The 19,241-nt window shown below is 61.9% G+C and carries 15 protein-coding genes; 6 read left to right on the top strand and 9 right to left on the bottom strand.

All coding sequences use genetic code 11. The features are described 5' to 3' along the window. Positions 1-879, top strand: an 879-nt coding sequence (locus QRN54_RS04550; RefSeq protein WP_285181666.1) for an HNH endonuclease signature motif containing protein, incomplete at its 5' end; no start/stop codon positions are given. Positions 880-976: 97 nt separating this feature from the next. Here the strand turns inward: QRN54_RS04550 and QRN54_RS04545 are convergent. From QRN54_RS04545 to QRN54_RS04525, 5 genes are all read right to left on the bottom strand, one after another. Continuing rightward, positions 977-2,266: a PucR family transcriptional regulator gene (locus QRN54_RS04545; protein ID WP_285181669.1), complete on the bottom strand. Its 1,290-nt coding sequence runs from the start codon at positions 2,264-2,266 to the stop codon at positions 977-979. Between the two features lie 35 nt (positions 2,267-2,301). Next, positions 2,302-3,735: a phytoene desaturase family protein gene (locus QRN54_RS04540; protein ID WP_285181665.1), complete on the bottom strand. Its 1,434-nt coding sequence runs from the start codon at positions 3,733-3,735 to the stop codon at positions 2,302-2,304. Next, positions 3,732-5,579 (bottom strand): DUF3556 domain-containing protein, encoded by a 1,848-nt coding sequence (locus QRN54_RS04535; RefSeq protein ID WP_285181664.1) that lies wholly within the window; start codon positions 5,577-5,579, stop codon positions 3,732-3,734. Before QRN54_RS04535 ends, QRN54_RS04540 begins: the two co-directional genes overlap by 4 nt. An 85-nt stretch (positions 5,580-5,664) precedes the next feature. Beyond that, a complete protein-coding gene (locus QRN54_RS04530; RefSeq protein WP_285181663.1) occupies positions 5,665-7,137 on the bottom strand; it encodes a class I adenylate-forming enzyme family protein in 1,473 nt (490 codons plus the stop codon). Between the two features lie 148 nt (positions 7,138-7,285). Further along, a complete protein-coding gene (locus tag QRN54_RS04525; RefSeq protein WP_007730552.1) occupies positions 7,286-8,179 on the bottom strand; it encodes a LysR family transcriptional regulator ArgP in 894 nt (297 codons plus the stop codon). 75 nt (positions 8,180-8,254) lie between these two features. Here QRN54_RS04525 and QRN54_RS04520 point away from each other — a divergent pair, with 75 nt between their 5' ends. Beyond that, positions 8,255-8,875 carry a LysE/ArgO family amino acid transporter gene (locus tag QRN54_RS04520; protein WP_003943198.1) on the top strand — a complete coding sequence of 207 codons (621 nt, stop codon included), beginning with the start codon at positions 8,255-8,257 and terminating at the stop codon, positions 8,873-8,875. Between the two features lie 114 nt (positions 8,876-8,989). Beyond that, positions 8,990-10,312, top strand: a complete 1,323-nt coding sequence (locus QRN54_RS04515; RefSeq protein ID WP_285181662.1) for a ClC family H(+)/Cl(-) exchange transporter — start codon at positions 8,990-8,992, stop codon at positions 10,310-10,312. 44 nt (positions 10,313-10,356) lie between these two features. Here the strand turns inward: QRN54_RS04515 and QRN54_RS04510 are convergent, their stop codons facing one another. The 4 genes from QRN54_RS04510 to QRN54_RS04495 form a co-directional block, all read right to left on the bottom strand. Further along, positions 10,357-11,226 (bottom strand): TIGR03619 family F420-dependent LLM class oxidoreductase, encoded by an 870-nt coding sequence (locus tag QRN54_RS04510; RefSeq protein WP_204855279.1) that lies wholly within the window; start codon positions 11,224-11,226, stop codon positions 10,357-10,359. 322 nt (positions 11,227-11,548) lie between these two features. Next, positions 11,549-12,739, bottom strand: a complete 1,191-nt coding sequence (locus QRN54_RS04505; protein WP_228401438.1) for a 4-hydroxybenzoate 3-monooxygenase — start codon at positions 12,737-12,739, stop codon at positions 11,549-11,551. A gap of 98 nt (positions 12,740-12,837) precedes the next feature. Next, complete coding sequence (locus QRN54_RS04500; protein ID WP_228401439.1) at positions 12,838-13,590, bottom strand: IclR family transcriptional regulator; 753 nt, start codon at positions 13,588-13,590, stop codon at positions 12,838-12,840. 49 nt (positions 13,591-13,639) lie between these two features. Next, complete coding sequence (locus QRN54_RS04495; protein WP_003942969.1) at positions 13,640-15,007, bottom strand: NAD(P)/FAD-dependent oxidoreductase; 1,368 nt, start codon at positions 15,005-15,007, stop codon at positions 13,640-13,642. A 124-nt stretch (positions 15,008-15,131) separates the two neighbouring features. Between QRN54_RS04495 and QRN54_RS04490 the strand changes: the two genes are divergently transcribed. From QRN54_RS04490 to QRN54_RS04480, 3 genes are all read left to right on the top strand, one after another. Further along, the gene (locus QRN54_RS04490) at positions 15,132-16,022 is read left to right on the top strand and encodes a LysR family transcriptional regulator (RefSeq protein WP_003943104.1); all 891 of its coding nucleotides are present in this window, start codon (positions 15,132-15,134) and stop codon (positions 16,020-16,022) included. Between the two features lie 93 nt (positions 16,023-16,115). After that, complete coding sequence (locus tag QRN54_RS04485) at positions 16,116-17,579, top strand: benzaldehyde dehydrogenase (RefSeq protein ID WP_285181661.1); 1,464 nt, start codon at positions 16,116-16,118, stop codon at positions 17,577-17,579. A 154-nt stretch (positions 17,580-17,733) separates the two neighbouring features. After that, entirely contained in the window at positions 17,734-19,230 is a 1,497-nt protein-coding gene (locus QRN54_RS04480) for an MFS transporter (RefSeq protein WP_285181660.1), read from the top strand. Positions 19,231-19,241: the final 11 nt, after the last annotated feature.

Raw genomic sequence — 19,241 nt, 5'->3', positions numbered from 1 at the left:
GTGGAGGCGACGACGACGAAGGTGCGGAACGTGATCGCGACCTTGGAGCGGTTGTTCGAATCGGATGAGATTCCGCCCGCCGAGGATGTCGATCTCAACGAGTTGCGGATCGCGTCGACCTTGAACGGTCGAGTGGTGGTGCGTGGTGATTTCGACGCTCTCACCGGGGGAATGTTGCTGTCGGCGTTGTCGAATCTGACGATGCCGACCCCAGCACCGGATGGGACGCCGGATGCCCGGTCGGCGGCGAAACGCACCGCGGACGGGTTCACCGAACTGATCCGCCGCTATCTCGATTGCGCCAAGACCGGCACCGATGGTGGTCAGCGTCCGCATGTGAACGTGCACATCAATGCTCGGGATTTGGCTGAGCATCGGGATTGTGCCGCACAGTCTTCGGATTCGGGTGATGACGACTCTCTGGACCTGGCCAATCTTGATGTCGGGCACATGCCCTGGCTCGGACCACTGTCCGTGTCACAGACCAGACTCCTCGGCTGCGACTGCTTCCTCTCCACCGTCCTGCTCGACGATCACGGCGCACCGCTCGATGCGAAACCCGGAAAACGATTGGTCACCCCCGAACAGCGAGTGGCGTTGATCGCCCGAGACAGGGGCTGCGCGTTCCCGGGGTGTTCATGTGTGCCTGCCTGGACGGATGCGCACCATATCCGGCACTGGGCGAACGGCGGCCCGACGGTGATGAACAACCTGGTGCTGCTGTGCCGTTCACATCACCGACTGATGCACCGCAAATCCGGGTTCGTCGGCAAATGGGAAATCCGAATCGGCGCCGACAACAAACCCTGGTTCGTCCCGCCGCCCTCGATCGACCCCGGACAGCAACCCAGGCCGGCGAACACCACCTTCAAAACCTGAGGGGTCAAACCTCTTTGGCGACAACAGAACACGGCCAGGCTCCGCATCGGACATCAAAACCCGATACGGAGCCCACAGGCCGTGGCGCGTCCACAACTCACGACGATTTGGCCGGGCGCAAGACCGATCTACCCAACAACTCACAAACCTGCAGGGCCAGAGCAAGATCCAACTTGTCTCGGCCGGCAGCAACTGGATCGCCGAGCGCCTTGTTGATGCGATACTTCACCGTATTCCGGTGCAGATTCATGTGATTGGCAGTGTGCAGATGACTTTCACCATGTGCAAAGTACACACTCAACGTCGTCCGCAAGGATGCAGCAGAGGGCGTATCTTCCGCCAACGGGCCAAGCACCTCCCAGACCCATGACTTCGTCGAATCGATGTTCTCGGACAGAAGTGAAACCACAGCGACGCCGCGGTCTCCGAAGCTCACCACAGGTCGCTGCGGTGTATCCGGGACGGCGGCAACCGAATAGGCGGCGGTTGCCTGTTCGTGGGACCGTTTGAAACCGTCGACCCCTGACCCCGGCAGTCCGATTGCCACCCGCGCCCCGCCGTCCAACGGCACTGCCGCCGCGAGAACCTCCGGATCCGGCGCAGGCACCCGGCGACCGAACGGCAGCCACGCCCACACCGTGCGCCGATCGATGGCGGTGATGATCGGCGGCTTGTCCGCTCCCGCCGCTGCGCCGAGATCACGTACGAGTCGGTCCAGCGTATTGATGCCCATGACGTCGGCATCCCACGTCGACCAGACCACCAGGGCGACGTGGTTCTGACCCAGGCGGTACCCGGTCTCCGCTTCGAAAGCAGCGGTATCTGCGTTGGTGCCGGACAGGAGGGCGTGGATTGCGGCCGAATGGAGGTTTCCCTGCGCTGCCATCCATCGACTGCGTTCCCGCTCGTACGCGTCGAAGACGTAGAGCGTGATCCAGTCGATGTAGCTGTAGACCACGTCCGAAGTGTGTTTCAGGACAGCCAAAGTGAGTCGCGCCGGAATATCCAGTGTGCTGATCTCGTCGTGACAGATCCGCATCAGATCGCCTTGGCCCATGTGATAGGCCCGGACAAGGGAGTTGGACGGGACATCCCGCTGCGCCAGACGCAGCGCGTATTCCACTGCAGCAGTGGTGGGTTGGAGATGATCGATCGGAATGTCGTTGGCCAATACGTGGATGATCGTCGTGATGTTTCCCTGCACGCTGGCCTCGAGCATTTCGAGCAATTTGGCGTCTGCATCCAATTGGTCGATTTCGTGAGCCATCATGAAGGCCATCTCACGCGCGATGTCGGCGCTGCGCTCGTCGAGTCGTCGTGCCAACTCGGCAACCACCGCAAGCACTTCCGGCTCCGCGGCTGTAGGCACTCGGGCGAGGCGCCGCATCGCACCGGCGCCTCGCTCCTTGTGCGATGGACTACTCACAGAACTTCCGCACCCTTTCGTCGCAGGTACTTCAGAGCCGATTCGGCTGCGTTGTACCCGCACATTCCATGTGCTCCGGCACCCGGCGGGGTCGAGGCCGAGCACAGGTAAGTGCCCGCGATCCCCGTGCTGTACGGATCGACTGCGACGCGCGGACGCAAGACAACCTGCAGTTCGGTGTTGGCACCTCCGATGATGTCGCCGCCTACCTGATTCGGATTGTCCTCTGCCAGGTCAGCTGTACCACTGCTCGATGTCGCGACGATCCGCTCCCGGAATCCTGGCGCAAACCTCTCGATCTGACGGATGATCGCCTCCGTAGCGTCGCCGGCGTAACCGTGAGGCACGTGCGCATAGGCATACAGCGGATGAAAGTTCCCGGCAGATCGGGTGGGATCAGCCAGGTATTGCTGACCTAGGAGCACGAACGGCCGGTCCGGCATACGGCCTGAATTCGTCTCACGCTCAGCGGCCACGATTTCGTCGAAACCACCTGCCAGATGGACAGTTCCGGCCCGAGCACAGTCCGGATTGGTCCACGGCACATGACCTTCGATCGCAATATCGACCTTGAATGCTCCGGGAGCCTGCTTGAACTTTCGATAGGCCCTCGCCACTCGACCAGGGAGTCGATCGCCCAGAATTTCGAGCGCACCCCCCGGATTGACATCCAGCAGAACAACATCGGCGTCCGGAATCTCGGAGGCCGTACGAACCCGAACGCCGGTGTCGATCTTGCCGCCGTGATCGAGGAGCATCGCAGCCATCGCGTCGGTGATCGACCGCGAACCTCCCTCGGCAACCGGCCAACCGTAGCGGTGACCAGCAGCAGTGATCATCAATCCCACCGCCGAGGTGGCCGGACGGTTGAGTGGATAGAAGGCGTGTGCGGCAACCCCGCCGAACAGCGCCTTCCCCTTGTCCGTCTTCCACAGTTTGGCGGTCACCGTTGCCGGAAGCAGCGCTCGCGGACCGAAAGCTGCGAGCCGCAGCGGATGGTGCGGAACATTGACGATCGGGCGCATCAGGTCGGACGCCAGCGCATCGAACCCGGTCGACAAGTCAGCGAACATGCGTTGCCATCGAGGCCCGTCAGCGCCGAGTCCCGCAGCCGTCTGCTCCAGAGAGCGGTACAGAACCCCGGCGTCCCCGTTGTCGAGCGGATGCGCGCAGTCCACCTCTGCCCATCTCCAGATCAGCCCGTATCGCTCGAGGTCCAGCTTGGACAGGTACGGCGAGCCGATACCCATCGGGTGAAACGCCGAGCAGTGATCATGGATCAACCCCGGCACGTCGATCGGACCGGAGCGGGTGCCTCCGCCGATCTGGTCGGCAGCCTCGAGCACCTGCACGTCCACACCGCTACGTGCGAGGTGTACCGCGGCAGCGAGCCCATTGGGCCCGCTGCCGACGACTACGGCCTTTGTCACTTACTCACCTCTTGCTCGCTACCGCTGACCCTCGTACGCATCTTCGGTTCGGAGACAACCTGCGGATCCGTTGCCGCGCGGTCGGCCCGTACGTCCAGTGTCCACTGAACGTCGAACGGAATGGGCCCGTTCGGCAACCACGGCTGTTCGGCGACTGCGTCGGCGACCTTGAAAGTACCTCGTTCGATGACACCGAGAGCGGCATCGATCACCTGGTACTCCTGCGTTCCCTTGTGGATGGGCTGCGATTCGATCCAGGTCACCAGGAACTCACCGGGTGCGAAATTGCAGCGACGCTGAATGGCTGCGATCAACGTCGCGTCGTGCAGGTGCCCGTCACCGAAGTTGAAGGCGACGATGGAGTTGCACATGAACTCTGCTTCCCGCAGTGAGTACGTGTTGATGTCGTCGCCGAGGTGCCTGATCATCAGAGAGAACAGCGCACGCCCCTGGCTGTGCATGGAACGCCAGCCCAACAGCTGATGCAGAACGACATCGGACACATCTTCGGGGTACATCGTCATCAACTGATTGCGCGTATCCGGCGACGGACGCTTGATGAACTGGTCGATCTTGGCTTCAGCGCCCGGCGCGAATGCCCACGTCGCGGATGCCCAGTTGCCGGCGTACTGACGCATCGACGGCAGGAAGGACACCAGATCCGGTCGAAGGTTTCCGAGAATGGGGAAGAAGGCAAGGGCTGCAACAATTCCCGCGGTGATCCACGGTGAGGACATGGCGCCGAGTCCGTAGCCGTCCCATGCCGGGAATCCCAGGAACAGGAAGACCGAGGCATAGGCGAACAGAAGATTCCATTCGAGTGGGACGGCAAGCGGGAAGGTCGACGCGATGAACAGATGGAATCCGACCATGAGGATCACGGCGAGGATCGTGAGGGTCTTGTTCGTCGAGAACAGCAGTATCAACGGGGTGACGATTTCGACCATCGTTCCGGCCACGTGTGCGACGCCGCCGCCCAGGTGTGAAGGCCGCAGATCCTCCGGGAAATTCCGGTAGTGGGCGCGCTTGATCTTCTTCGACGGGATCCACGGGGTATTGCTGAGCATCGGAGGAACCACCAGCGAGAAATGGCGACCGAACTTCGAGACACCGGCACCGATCCACACCATGACGATCAGCAGTTTGAGCGCCAGGATCATGTCGACGAACGGCAGGAATGTGAAGAAGAAGATCGCCGGCAGGTACTGCTCACTACGGGCAGCGATGAAGGGCACCTTGTCCCGCAACCCGAGAATCACCATGAGTACCAGGAAGGAGTACAAGACCGTCGGGCGCACCAGTCCGGCATTGTCAGCGATTGCCGAATCGATTCCTGTGGTGTGAACACCGGGGAGAACAGCGGCAACAAGGAGATTGGCGACTGCGGCGGCATAGATGAAGACGTCGAACACCGTGCGGGTGTCACCCGAGGTGAGCGGCACTTTGCCCGGCCACGGTGGCAGACGAATCGTGCCGGGGCGGAGCCAGTAGAGAACTCCACCGGTCATCGGCTTGAAGTGGCCGGCGAGCGGTCCCCAGGATCCTGCCAAGCCCAGCATCTCGAGCATCATCGTCCAGATGATGAGTTTCTGGTAGACGATCGGCTGGTTCCACCACGATCCGATGTCGAACCACGAGAGGCCGGAAGTCAAAGTGGCAACGGCTGTTCCAGCTGCCAGGTAGAGGAACAACAGTTTCATGATGTAGACGGTGTGGACCATCTTCGGCGTACCGAAGCCGTAATCCACCCAGTGCGTGGACATGTCACGCAGACGCTCGAGAAACGGCTTGTCCATGAACGTTGCCGGATCGACGGGAGGGAAGTTTCCTTCTTTGAATCCCATGATGTGCTCCTGAAATACGGAATGTGGGCATGACGGATCGACTCGACGGACGTCGTCGAGCTGTGCTGGTATTGCGGGGAAGTGACTAGTAAGCGGGAGTTGCGCTCAAAGCTCGTCTCATTCCAGGTTTGTCGATCTTGCCCACCGGGTTTCGGGGAAGCGCATCGACGACGTAGATCGCCACTGGCACCTTTACTCGGGTGAGCAAGGCCGTGACATGTTCGAGCAGTTCGTCTTCGGTGACGGGTGCATCGGGGTAGGCAACGACATAGGCAACTGGCACCTCTCCGTAGACCTGGTGCGGAGCGCCGATGACGGCTGCCTCGAGCACGGAAGGATGTGTAGCGAGCGAATTTTCGATCTCCTTGGGGTAGATGTTCTCTCCCCCACGGATGATCATGTCCTTGATGCGATCGACCAGGGTCAGGTAGCCGTCCTCGTCGAGGACTCCGACGTCACCGGTATGCAACCAACCATCCTTGACGGTCTTCGCAGTCTCCTCCGGCTTCCCCAGATAGCCACGCATCACGTTGCCACCCTTGATGACCACCTCTCCGGCAGTCCCGGCGGGCGCAAAGGTTCCGTCCTCGGCAAGAATGGCAATCTGCTGGCCGGGCAACGCCGGGCCGACCGTACCGAGTTTGCGCACGCCGTCCACAGGATTGCAGGCCGACGCACAGGTCCCCTCGGTGAGTCCGTAACCTTCCACGATCACGAAACCGAAACGCTGCTCAGCGCGTTCGAGGAGTTCCTTGCTGATCGGCGCCGCACCGCACACGGCAAACCTCAAGGACGACGTGTCGATCGAGGAGTCTTCCGGCTGTGAGGTCAGCATCGCGTAGATTGCCGGCACCGCCGAGAAATACGTGGGGCGAAGCCGCGCGACGTCGTCGAAGAATCTCGAAACCGAGAACTTCCCGGTGACACTCACCTGTCCGCCGACAAGTAAGGGCGTCAAGACGCTGACGCAGATCGCGTTGACATGGAACAGCGGCAGAATCAGCAGGCAGTGATCCGCGCCGGTAACACCGATGTTCTTGCCCATCGACGAAGCCATGAACTGCAGGTTGGCATGAGTCAGCATCACTCCCTTGGGCCGTCCGGTGGAGCCGCTGGTGTAGATGAGCAACGCCAGATCGTCTGCTGCAACATCGATTCCGGGTCGGGGATCGGTCGGCGGCACTGTCGCCAGATCCTCGACGGCCAACACTGCGCGGCCGCCCGAGGGTGCGTCGGCAGTGGCGGTGATGACCAACTCGGCCCCGGAGTCCGCGATCTGGTAGTCCGCTTCGTTCGCGGTGAACATCGGATTGATGGGTGTAGCGGCAGCACCGATGCGCCAGGCAGCCATGATCGCGATCAGCAACTCGACGCGATTGGGCAGCATGATCGCCACCACGTCACCGAGGCCGATTCCGAGTCCGGCCAATTGCGCGGCAACAGCTTCCGTGCGATCTGCGAACTCTTCATACGTGAGTTCGACGTGGTCGTCCCGCAAGCACGGCTTCTGCCCGTACTTCTCTGCAAGATCCCAAGCCAGATATCCGATGTTCGCCACGAGAGTCAGCACCTTTCATTCGTGTGTGACTCAAAACACTATCGGCGTCCTGCGGCCGAAGAAACGGTCCCAGGGGATCAACTTGTCCAGGTTCTTTGTTCCCTGAGCACAACAGCGCCTGAGCACAACACCGCCCGTGCGGTGCACATCAGCTCGACGGCTGATGCAACACCTCGTGGGCGCGTCTGGTCACCACCTCGGAGATCCGGCGCAAGACAGGTGACGACAGTTTCCACTGCTGCCAGTACAGCGGAACGTCGTCCACGAAGTCCGGATCGAATCCGATCAGCACGCCGGAACGATCGTCGTCGCCGCGCTGCAGGTCCGGTATCAATCCCCAGCCGTATCCCCGCCTGACGGCGTCCGCGAAGTCTGCCGATGAAGGAACAAGATGACGGGGCGGATCGGCGGGGTGGCCGACCTTTTGATCGAGGTACCGATCCTGCAGCAGATCCTTGCGATTGAACACCACCAGCGGCGCCTCCGAAAGGGATTCGGCCGTGACACCGTCTGCGAACCAACGACGGCAGAACTCTGCACTCGCCATCGGCCGATACCGCATGATGCCCAACCGACTGGAGGTACACCCTTGAATCGGTGACGCAACAGACGTGACGGCAGCCATGACCGAACCGTCGCGCAGCAGTTCGGTGGTGTGGTCTTGATCGTCGAGATGAAAATCGAAACTGACTTCTTGCGTGAACTCCGCGAGGGCCCCGAGAACCCAGGTGGACAGCGAATCGGCATTGACCGCGATCGAGACACGCGCAAACATCCCTGAACCATTTTCAAGGCCGAGCTCTCGCACGGTGTCACGCGACAAAGCGTCTATCTGACGTGCAAGACGCAGGACTTCTCTCCCTGAATCGGTGACCTGGACGGGTTTGGTGCGCTGCACCAGGATCCGGCCAACCGAGGTCTCGAGACCTTTGATTCGTTGGCTGACCGCCGAAGGCGTGATGTGTAGTTTCCGCGCCGCCGCCTCGAAGGTTCCCTCGTCGACCGCGGCGTGCAATGCCCTCAGTTGCTCGAAATCCAACATAATCTGAAGCTACTCTGATGTGTCTTTAGAATCATTAGCTGGACTGAATGATATCTGCGCGGCAGGCTCGACAACATGCTCAGCACCAACGACCCTGCGTCGGCCCTCGTCGGTTTCGGGGTCGGACTGTCTTTGATCGTCGCAATCGGCGCCCAGAATGCGTTTGTTCTTCGTCAAGGCCTGACGCGATCGCACGTACTCCCGATCGTCGCAGTGTGCGCGTTGTCAGACGCAATTCTGATCCTCGCGGGCGTCAGCGGAATCGGGACCCTCCTCGAACACGCACCGTCGATGATCACGTTCGTTCGTATCGCCGGCGCCGTTTTCCTCCTCAGCTATTCGCTCTTCGCCGCCAAGCGGGCACTTCACCCCCAGACGTTGGCACCGGATCGACATGGCAACGGGTCGAGGCTTGCCGCCGTCACGATGGCATTGGCTCTCACCTGGCTCAATCCACACGTGTACCTCGACACCGTGGTGCTCATGGGTTCTATCGCCAACGGTCGCGGCGAGATCGGACGTTGGTGGTTTGCCGCCGGTGCCATCACGGCAAGTGTGGTCTGGTTCGGCGCCCTCGGTTACGGCGCACGTCTGCTGACGCCGCTTTTTGCGAAACCCAACGCCTGGCGGGTTCTCGATGCTCTGATCGCCGTGATGATGGCGGTTCTCGGAATCAGCCTGCTTGTCGAATTGTGACCAGGCTGCACAACCTCGATCCGACCCTGCGGGTAGCGGGATGGGTTACCGTCCAAGATGAGGAAGCTCAATTCACCTGTCGCGAGTTGTGACCATCAGGTAGGGCTGATCACGATGACCGAGGACGATGGCGGCACCGAACCGCGTGACTCCAACCGCGGACTGGGTTTGCTGTGTCTACTCGCTGCGGTCGCCGGCGTCGGGGTCGGATTTGTCGGCGGCGCGTTCCGTTGGTGTCTGATCAGGGCCGACGAACTTCGTCAGGCGATCGTGAACTGGGCGCATCACGTTCCGTACGTCGGGTGGCTCGTGCCGGTCCTCCTGGTGGCCCTGTGCACCGTACTTGCCGTACTGATCGTCAGACGAGTGCCCCTCGCAAAGGGAAGCGGCATCCAGCACGTCGAGGCGGTGTCCCGCGGTGAAGCGAAACCGCCGGGAATCAATCTCGTGCCCGCCAGATTCATCGGCGGCCTCTTGGCGATCGGCTCCGGTCTGGTTCTCGGTCGTGAAGGCCCCACCGTACACATGGGTGCGGCGATCGGAGCAGAAGCGGGACGGCGAGCCCGCCTCACCGAACCCGACGTCGCCATGCTGCAAACATCCGCGGCCGGAGCAGGACTCGCTGTCGCATTCAACGCGCCGATCGCGGGAGCACTGTTCGTCTGCGAGGAGGTGACGCACTCGTTCCGGCTGCGCACCGTGCTGCCAACGCTTTTCGGTGTTTCAGTGGCGGTGGGCTGTGCACGGATCGTCATCGGTGATCAACCCGATTTCGAGGTCGGCACCGTGCCGACACCTCAACTTGCACTCTTGCCACTGTTCGTCGTCTTCGGAATCCTCACGGGGCTACTGGGTATTGCGTACAACCGCCTGATTCTAGGACTACTCGACATCGTGGCACGACTCGACAAGATCCCGCCGACTGTCATCGGCGCAACGATCGGCGCCGTCATCGGCCTGACGCTGTTCCTCGACCCGTTGGCCAGTGGGGGCGGCGACGTTCTTGCACAGATGATCGTCGGCGGAAGGACGTTCGTACTGCCGATCCTGCTGCTGTACTTGGTGGTTCGGTTCTTCACTGGCCCGCTCTCGTATGCCGCTGGAACTCCCGGCGGACTGTTCGCTCCCTTACTCGCTCTCGGCGCGCTCTGGGGGTCGATCTTCACCGGACTGTCGAGCTTCGTGCCCGGAGTGGACGCCGGGCTCACGGTCACCATGGCCACCGTCGGTATGGCTGCCTTCTTCGGCGCCGTAGTACGCGCACCGTTCACCGGCATCGTGATCGTGGTCGAAATGACCGCGGTGACGTCGACGCTGGTCCCGATGCTCGCTGCCACTGCGGCAGCGGTATTCGTCACCACTTCGGCAGGGTCGGCACCTATCTACGACAGTCTGCGCGAACGGATGTTGGAGCCGCAACGCCCGCATACGGATTGATCCCCGCACACGGGTCATTGCAGCACGGGCGCGCTACGTGAATTTCAGAATTTGCAGATGACTTCCTCGGAGAACCTGCGTACCGCATCTTTCTTCGCTTCCAGGTCGCAGTCGAACCCGAGGTCGTACATGGCCCAAGGAATGACGATCGATTCCGTCACTCCGCTATCGGCCAGTTCCAAGGAGCCGTCGAGACCGAAGCGATCGGCGCAGACGGCCTGAATTTCGAACGGGGACTCGGCGCGCCCGTACTCGACCCGCAGGACGCCGATCCTCGCGATGAGAGCTTGCAGATCAGCGAAAGAGACTGTAGCCGAGGTCCAACCGTCACCCACTCGCGCTGCACGGCGCAATGCGGCCGCGGAATGTCCTCCGATGTAGATGGGGACGGGATCGATCGGCGCCGGGCTCATCTGCAGCCTGTCGAAGTCGAAGAACTTGCCGTGATGTTCGACCATACCGCCGCCTAGAACCAGTCGCAGTACCTCGAGCATCTCGTCGACTCGCGGGCCTCGATCCTTCGGGGAAGCGCCGCACCACTCGAATTCCTCTGGCGCCCAGCCCACACCGACCCCGAGACCGAAGCGGCCTCCTGTCAGATTCGCGACCGACCCCACCTGGCTTGCCAGCAGCAGAGGATTGCGTGAGCTGAGCTCGAGCACCTGCGGATAAAAGCGAATCTTCGACGTTCCGGGTCCCATGAAGGCCGCGGCAATCATGGGGTCTACAAATGGTGTCTTCGCGTCCCACATACGCACACCGTCAGCGGTATACGGATACCCGGTAGCGCCCCGCTCGGGAAAGAACAGTGAGTCGGGCATCGTGATCGAAGAAAAGCCGCATTCTTCGGCCACTTTCGCAAGTGCAACGAGTTGAGAGAGGGGAATCATCGCCACGGCGAGGCTGAACTTCATCGGAAGATCCCTCTGTTCAGTTGACCGGAGCGACTGAAGTGCCTCGATGAGCTCGACGACGGTTCGCACCGATCGGCCTGGGAGACAGTGGATCCTGAACAGTCACTTCTTGCGACGCTCAGTCATACGACAACTCCCCCGCAGTGCGGTCGAAGCATCAGCCACCCTCGGTTGGACAAGGACGTGTTCGAGGTTACAAAGCTCCCGCTACTTCGGCTCGGAAGCTTCCCGCCAGGCGGACACATACGAAGAACTTCGAGGTCCTGGTGACACCTGGCACCCCACTCCCCCTGATTTCGCACCGTGCAACCTGCGAATCGGCCTACTGATGCAAGGGAGTTCCGACGTAGTTCTCGGCGATCAGCGTTCGTCCCGCCACCGAACGCGTGACCATGTCCAACTCGGCCAACTGTCGGCGATGCCCGAAACCGCTGTCGTCTGGCAAGCGATGGAGCATCGACGACATCCACCACGAGAAGTGCTGCGTCCGCCACACACGCGGCAACACCGTTTCGGTGTACCCGTCCAGCATCTTTCGGTCGGACGAGGTGAAGAAACCGTCCATTGCCTTCGCCAGTGCGTAGACGTCGGCGATCGCGAGGTTCATTCCCTTCGCGCCGGTCGGCGGCACGGTGTGCGCCGCATCCCCGGCAAGAAACAGGTTGCCGTGCTGCATCGGCTCACACACGAAGCTGCGGAACTGGAGGATCGACTTCTGAAAGATCCTGCCGTCCTTGATCTCCGCCCCCTCACCGTCGACGCGCATGTGCAGCTCGTCCCAGATTCGATCGTCGGACCAGTTGTCCACGGAGTCGTCCGGATCGACCTGAAGGTAATGACGCTGTACCTCGGGCGTCCGTGTGCTGATCAGTGCAAACCCGCGCTCATGGTTGGCATAAATCAGTTCTTCGGACGACGGCGGCGCCTCGGCCAGGATGCCGAACCACGCGAAGGGATACTGGCGGAAATGATCCGTTCGGATCGACGGTTCGGGAATCAGCTTTCGCGTTCCGGTGCGTGAACCGTCGCAACCGGCCACCAGGGCGCACTCGAGCTTCTGATCATTTCCGTCCGAGTCGACAAAAGTGATACTCGGGCGATCCGATTCGTGATCGTGTACTTGCGCGCCGGACACTCCGAATCGAATGTCCCCGCCGTCAGCGAGACGCCGCGCGATCAGATCCTTGAGCACCTCGTGTTGCGGATACACCGTGACTGCTCGCCCGTCGGTCAGTTCGTCGAACGCGATTCGGTGCCCTCGTCCACCGAATCGCAACTCGATTCCGTGATGTTCGAGGCCCTCCCGCTTCAGTCGATCACCGAGTCCGGTCTCGACCATGAGATCAACCGTGTTCTGTTCGAGCACGCCGGCACGAATGGTGCCTTCTACCTCTTCGCGGGTGCGGCATTCCAGGACAACCGAATCGATTCCCTTCAGATGCAACAGATGCGAGAGCATCAACCCGGCGGGACCACCACCGACGATTCCGACCTGGGTGCGTGAAGAAGACATACAGAGAGCTCCTGAGGTGAGTGACGATTGAGACCACCCTCGACCACGATCACTCCTCTGAACAGCTGCAATTTCACTCAGTGAAAGACCGAAACGAGCTATCGAAACCCACCGCCACCAAGCCCGCGTGATATTCCACGGGCGGCCGCGACCAACGCGGGCAGTAAAGGAGCCGGATCCTGCTCCACCGGAACAACTGTCGAGACCGCTGCCACGACACTGCCCCCGGCTTCGCGGACAGGAGCGGCGACGGCAAGGGTTCCGACGTTCAGATACTCGCGACAGACCACGAATCCGGCGCGCCTGATCTCGTCGAGAGTTGCTCGCAAAATCCGCTCGGAAGTAATGGTTTTGGGAGTGAACGACTCGAGGCCGGCGCGAAGGACGTCGTCGAGAAGCTCGGTTCCGCCGTGCGCGAGGAGAATCAATCCACCGCTGGACGCGTGCAACGGCAATCTTCCGCCAGCACGGCCGACCACGGTGACGGCGCTACGCGAGGACAAGCGCTCGAGGTACAGAGCCTCGGTGCCCTCACGAACGACCAACTGCACGTTCTCTCGGGTGACCTCGTACAGGTCCTCGAGGAACGGCAACGCCACCTGCCGTAGGCCGTGAGCGCCGGGAGCAAGAGCGCCGATCTCCCACAACCGGACTCCGACCTGGTACTTGCCGTCACTCCGACGCTCGAGTGCGCCCTCAGCCACCAACTGCCCACACAGTCGGTGGACGGTGGGCAGAGGCAAACCGCTGCGACGACTGATCTCCGACTGCGTCAACCGCGGCGATTTCGCGTCGAAGGCACCGAGCACGATAAATGCCCGGCCGATCAACGAACGCTCGCCTGATGCCATTCACACAGTGTGACTGACATCAGGCGAAACGTGTTCAGGCGGTGCGAAGCTACGCGGAGTGCGCCAATTCCGGTTCGCGTTCGGTCACCGGCGGCGTGGCCTCGATCTTCATCGGCTCCTGCGCGTAGTGGAAGTGCGGACGACGGTGACCGATGAACGAACCGAACCACGACATCACAGCGACATACCGGTTGCGGAAGCCCACCAGATACATCACGTGCACGGCCAGCCACATGAACCAGGCGATCGTGCCCTTGAACTCGACCTTGCGGACGCGACACACAGCGCTGAATCGGCTGATGATCGACATGCTGCCCTTGTCGAAGTATTTGAAAGGCGTTCCGGCCTTGACCTTTCCGTTCACAGTCTTCGCTGCATGACGGCCACCCTGCATTGCAACGGGCGACTGACCCGGCAGACCGTTCAGCGAAGTCATGTCGCCGATGGCAAAGACGTTGGCGAACCCGCCGACGGTCAAGTCCGGATTGATGAGCAGACGACCTGCACGGTCACTCTCACAACCGGTCGCCTCGCCGAGCACTGCTGCGAAGTCGTTGGCGCGAACACCGGCCGACCAGATGACGGTCTCGGCGTCGATGCGCTTCTCTTCCTTGGTCTTTGCCGAAGAGACGGTGACACCGTGCTCGTCGATGGCGGTGACCATGGTGTTGAGAACAACCTCGACACCCGACTTCTCGAGCGAGGCCTGTGTGTACTCACTGAGCTTGCCGCCGAAGGCCGGAAGCGCAACGCCCGCGCCCTCGACCATGGTGACCGTGACCTCGTCGGCGCTGATGTTGTTGATGGACTTGGCGAAGTAGCGACGCGCCAGTTCCTTGATCTGTCCGGCGAGCTCGACGCCGGTCGCGCCTGCACCGACGACAACGAAGCTGAGCAGGTTGCGGCGAACCAGCGCGTCGTTGGTGGTGTGAGCCTCTTCGAAGCAACGCAGGATCTGCTTACGCAGGACCTCGGCATCCTCGACGGTCTTGAGCTTGTAGGTGACCTTTTCGAACTCGTCATGACCGAAGTACGCCTGGGTGGCACCGGTGGCTGCGATGAGCGAGCGGTATCCGAGAGTGTGGCGGGTGCCCGAAGCCTCGTAGACGACGGTGTTCTCTTCGGCGTTGACCTCGACGACGCGACCGAGACGCACGTCGGCGTTGGGGTACTTCTGCAGGATCGTGCGGATGGGCGGAGCAACTTCGCCTGCCGACAGAACGCCCGTCGCCACCTGGTAGAGCAGCGGCTGGAAGAGGTGCTCGGTGGTGGCGGAGATGAGGACGAACGGCGTCTTGGACTTCGCGAGGGTCTTGGCCGCGGCGAGGGCTCCGAATCCCGAACCGACGATGACTACCTGAGTCTGCTCGTGTCCAGTCGCGTCGATGTCAGCGCGACCCGCAGCTGTTCTATCCACAACAAATCTCCTCAACCAAATTGAAAGTATGACTATTACGGTATGGACTGATCATGGGTCGGGTCCAGCTAGCTGGAGTATTCGCAAGACTGTTATCTCGATTGCTCATAAGTAAGCTGTCCTCATGGACTTCCGCCAACTCAAGTACTTCCTCGTCGTGAGCGAGGAACTGAGCTTCAGTCGCGCTGCCGAGCGCTGCTTCATCTCGCAGTCGGCGATCAGCCATCAGGTCGCCCGACTGGAGAAGGAGCTTGGCGCGACACTCTTCGAACGCTCGACCCGAGCCGTTCGCCTTGCCCCGGCAGGATCGCGACTCGTGCCCATCGCGCAGCAAGTCCTCAGCCTCGAAACGATGGCCTACTCCGTCGCACGGGACCCACGAGCCCGGATCCGGATCACCGGAAACATGAGCTTCGCCGCTCAGACGCTGGACGCCATCGCACACGTGCGCGAACTTCATCCGGACCTGGACGTCGAGTTCGTCATCAAGAGTTTTGCCCACCGCATGGACGCCGTGGCCTCCGGTGACGCCGACATCGCGCTGATTCGCGGCGGCGTCGACCGCCCCGGACTCGAACCCTTGGACCTCGGCGTCGAAGATCTCCTGGTCGTCATGTCGAGCCGGCACCCCCTGGCCGGCCAGCAAAGCGTCGACCTCAATGATCTGGCCGCATACCCCCTGCTCCTGCCGCCGCGCCAAAGCCAGGTGCTCATTCACAAGGTGGTCGAGGACGCGTTCCGCGAGATAGATCGACGCGTCCAACTGGGCCCTGCAATTCCGAGCGATCACACAGCCACGCTGGACGTGATCACCAACCCGCGCGCCTGGACCCTGCTGTATTCGATCACCGCAGGCGAATCTCCACGCGCCGGCATCAGCTTCATGCGAGAATCGCACGGCCGCTTGCGAATTCCCGTCTCGGGAGTGACCCGCAGCGGCGCCACCCACTCGACCGAGTTCGCCGATCTGATCCAAGCGCTCAAGGACGCCATGAATCCGTCTTTCACTGAGTGAAAGTGCGATGGCGATCGACTCCCCTCACGGAGCAACGTGGTCCACAACCATGTGATGCGGCGCGCGGTTGCATCCCTTTACCGAGGAGCGGCCATGACGCGTCTACTGAGCGAACCTGTGTGGGAATCGAAGATCTTCGACGGCGAATGGGTTCTCGGTAGCGCCGACGATCGTATTGTCGTCGAGCCGGCCACCGGCAAGCAGTTGACGACGGTCGGCATGGCAACACCAGACGACGTGGCAGCCGCTGCAACAAAAGCTACTGCCGCTCAGAAGGATTGGGCAGCAAGGCCGTACACCGAACGAGCCGCCGTTCTACGCCGCGCCGGTCAACTGTTCGAGCGGTACGCCGACGAAATCGGCGAATGGGTAATCCGCGAGGCCGGCAGCATTCCCGCCAAAGCCGGACTGGAAACCCACACCGCTGCCGAAGAGTGCTACAACGCAGCAGCTTTGGCCGCACACCCCGTCGGCGAGGTGCTGCGCTCGGAGCAACCGCGGCTGAGCTTCTCTCGTCGCGTCCCCGTCGGCACCGTCGGCGTCATCGCACCGTTCAACTTCCCGATCATTCTGTCGATCCGTGCAGTCGCTCCCGCACTGGCACTGGGCAATTCGGTGATCCTCAAGCCTGATCCGCGCACGGCGATCTGTGGCGGTGTGGTTCTTGCCCGCATCTTCGAAGAAGCCGGTTTGCCTGCCGGAGTGTTCGGCATGCTGCCGGGTGGCGCTGACGCCGGTGAGGCAATCGTGGTTCATCCGAGCGTTCGCGTCATCGCATTCACCGGGTCGACCCGGGCAGGACGCGCTGTCGGTGAACTGGCGGGCCGCCATCTCAAACGAGCACACCTCGAACTCGGAGGAAACAACGCACTGATCGTCATGGACGACGTCGACCTCGAAAAGGCTGCATCTGTAGGCGCTTTCGGCTCGTTCATGCACCAGGGGCAGATCTGCATGACCACCGGCCGCCAGCTCGTCCACGAAAGCATCGCCGCCGATTACACCGCACTCCTTGCCGAACGCGCCGACAAGCTTCCGGTAGGCGACCCGTTCACCGGTCAGGTCGCACTCGGACCCATCATCGACGCCAAACAACGCGACCACATCCACTCCCTGGTCACCGGAAGCATCGCGGCCGGAGCAAAACTGGCGGCCGGCGGCACCTACGAGGATCTCTTCTACCGGCCCACCGTGCTGGCCGACACCCCACTCACCGCGCCGGCATTCGCCGACGAAGTCTTCGGGCCAGTCGCACCGGTCACCTCCTTCGCCACCGTCGAACAAGCCGTCGCCATAGCCAACGATTCCGAGTACGGGTTGTCGCTGGGCATTCTGACCTCCGACGCCATGCGCGGGCCCGAGCTCGCCCAACAAATCCCCACCGGCCTCGTACACATCAACGATCAGACGGTCGGCGACGAAGCAGTCATCCCGTTCGGCGGCATGGCGTCTTCGGGTAACGGTGGCCGCGTCGGCGGTATCGGCGCAAACCTCGACGCCTTCACCGAAACGCAGTGGGTGACTGCGCAGAGCGCGCTCCCGGTCTACCCCTTCTAGTCCGAAACACGCCGAGTTGGTCCTGAATACACCGAGCTGGCCCCAGGGGCTCACTGACCAGCATTGACGGGATCGATCTCGCGGACTTACCATCCAGAGAAAATTACTTCGCCACATTAAGCATTTTCTCTTGTAATTCCCGAGAAGGACCCACTTGACGAATTCAGTGACGACCGACAGCGCTGCGCAGCCAACGGTCCACGACACCCCGGATGTATCCGTCGTAACATCGCCGCGCCGCGAGGCCGTCATCATCGGGGCGCTCAGCCTGGCCGCGATGATCGTCTCGATGATGCAGACGCTGCCCGTCCCGATTCTGGGACGCATTCAGTCCGATCTGGGCGCATCGTCGGCCGGCATCAGTTGGGTGACGACGGCGACGTTGCTGTCGGCCGCCGTTTTCACTCCCCTGTTGGGCCGCTATGGCGATCAACACGGCAAGAAGCGCACACTGGTCGGCGTTCTGGTCGTCATGGTCATCGGTTCGATCGTCGCCGCACTGGCACACAATCTGCCACTTCTCATCCTCGGACGCGTCCTCCAGGGGACCGCCACCGCCATCTTCCCGCTGGCTCTGTCGGTCCTGCGCGAAGAGGTCCGCCCACACAAGCTTCCCGGCGCGATGGCATTGGTCAGCGGAACTCTCGCATTCGGCAGCGGGCTCGCCCTCGTAGCCACCGGACTTCTCACATCGGCTCCGGATGCCGACTACCGCAACGCCTTCTGGATGGCCACCGGGTTCGCGTTGCTTGCCCTCGTCGCCGTCATCACGCTGGTTCCGGCAACCAAGCACAAGAGCGGCGGGCGCGTCGACGTCATCGGCGCGCTGAGCCTGGGCGCTGCACTCCTTCTGCTCCTGTTGTCGATTTCGCAAGGCCACCAATGGGGTTGGCTCTCACCCTTGACCATCGGTGTTTTCCTGGGCTCGATCGTGATGTTCGCAGTCTGGGTCTGGATCGAGAAGATCGTCGACGAACCACTGGTCGACATGCGAATGTTCGTCCACCGGCCCGTGATGATGGCGAATCTGGCGGGGGTCATGCTGGGCTTCGGAATGTTCGCCAACTTCCTGGGCATCTCCTATCTCGTGCAGCTTCCCCACGCCCTCACGGGATACGGATTCGACGCCAGCATTCTGCGTGCGTCGGTGGAATTCCTGCTGCCGGGTGCGATTGCCTCGCTGATCGCAGCACCGATCGGTGGGCGGCTCATCAGAGTGCGTGGGCCACGCTTCGTCCTGGGACTCACCGCCATCTGTGGTGCGGTGCCGTTCGCCTGGCTCGCGTACGACCACACGCACACCGCGTCGGTCATCGGTGCCGGCATCGTGATCGGCGCCGCCGTGAGCCTGGGCTACGCGGCCATGCCCGCGATCATCATGTCGAGCGTTCCGCGACACCAGAGTGGAATAGCCAACGGCATCAACTCGATCTCCCGTTCCACCGGCAGCGCCATGGGCAGTGCAGTGGTGACTACGATTCTCGCCTCGATGACCATCGCGAACCTGCCAGAGGGCGTATCCGCTCTGCCCAGCGAATCCGCCTTCACCGTCACCTTCGTCACTGCCGCCGTAGCTTTCGCTCTGGTCGGCCTGGTGGGTTGGTCAGGCCTCCCCAAGAGTGCGTCGACGTCTGTCAACGGCAGCGCGTGAACAGGCCTGCT

The sequence above is a fragment of the Rhodococcus sp. MEB032 genome (genome assembly GCF_030208925.1).
Lineage (GTDB): Bacteria > Actinomycetota > Actinomycetes > Mycobacteriales > Mycobacteriaceae > Rhodococcus_F > Rhodococcus_F qingshengii.
Note: the sequence above shows the minus strand (reverse complement) of the source record. Positions and strands in the feature narration are given on the sequence as shown.

Bases quoted from the DNA above. Each gene is read 5' to 3' on its own strand.
- QRN54_RS04490 (WP_003943104.1), top strand. From the start codon at position 15,132: ATGGACTTCCGCCAACTCAAGTACTTCCTCGTCGTGAGCGAGGAACTG.
- QRN54_RS04525 (WP_007730552.1), bottom strand. From the start codon at position 8,179: ATGTTGGATTTCGAGCAACTGAGGGCATTGCACGCCGCGGTCGACGAG.
- QRN54_RS04485 (WP_285181661.1), top strand. From the start codon at position 16,116: ATGACGCGTCTACTGAGCGAACCTGTGTGGGAATCGAAGATCTTCGAC.
- QRN54_RS04520 (WP_003943198.1), top strand. From the start codon at position 8,255: ATGCTCAGCACCAACGACCCTGCGTCGGCCCTCGTCGGTTTCGGGGTC.
- QRN54_RS04510 (WP_204855279.1), bottom strand. From the start codon at position 11,226: ATGAAGTTCAGCCTCGCCGTGGCGATGATTCCCCTCTCTCAACTCGTT.
- QRN54_RS04545 (WP_285181669.1), bottom strand. From the start codon at position 2,266: ATGCGGCGCCTCGCCCGAGTGCCTACAGCCGCGGAGCCGGAAGTGCTT.
- QRN54_RS04500 (WP_228401439.1), bottom strand. From the start codon at position 13,590: ATGGCATCAGGCGAGCGTTCGTTGATCGGCCGGGCATTTATCGTGCTC.
- QRN54_RS04535 (WP_285181664.1), bottom strand. From the start codon at position 5,579: ATGGGATTCAAAGAAGGAAACTTCCCTCCCGTCGATCCGGCAACGTTC.
- QRN54_RS04505 (WP_228401438.1), bottom strand. From the start codon at position 12,739: ATGTCTTCTTCACGCACCCAGGTCGGAATCGTCGGTGGTGGTCCCGCC.
- QRN54_RS04515 (WP_285181662.1), top strand. From the start codon at position 8,990: ATGACCGAGGACGATGGCGGCACCGAACCGCGTGACTCCAACCGCGGA.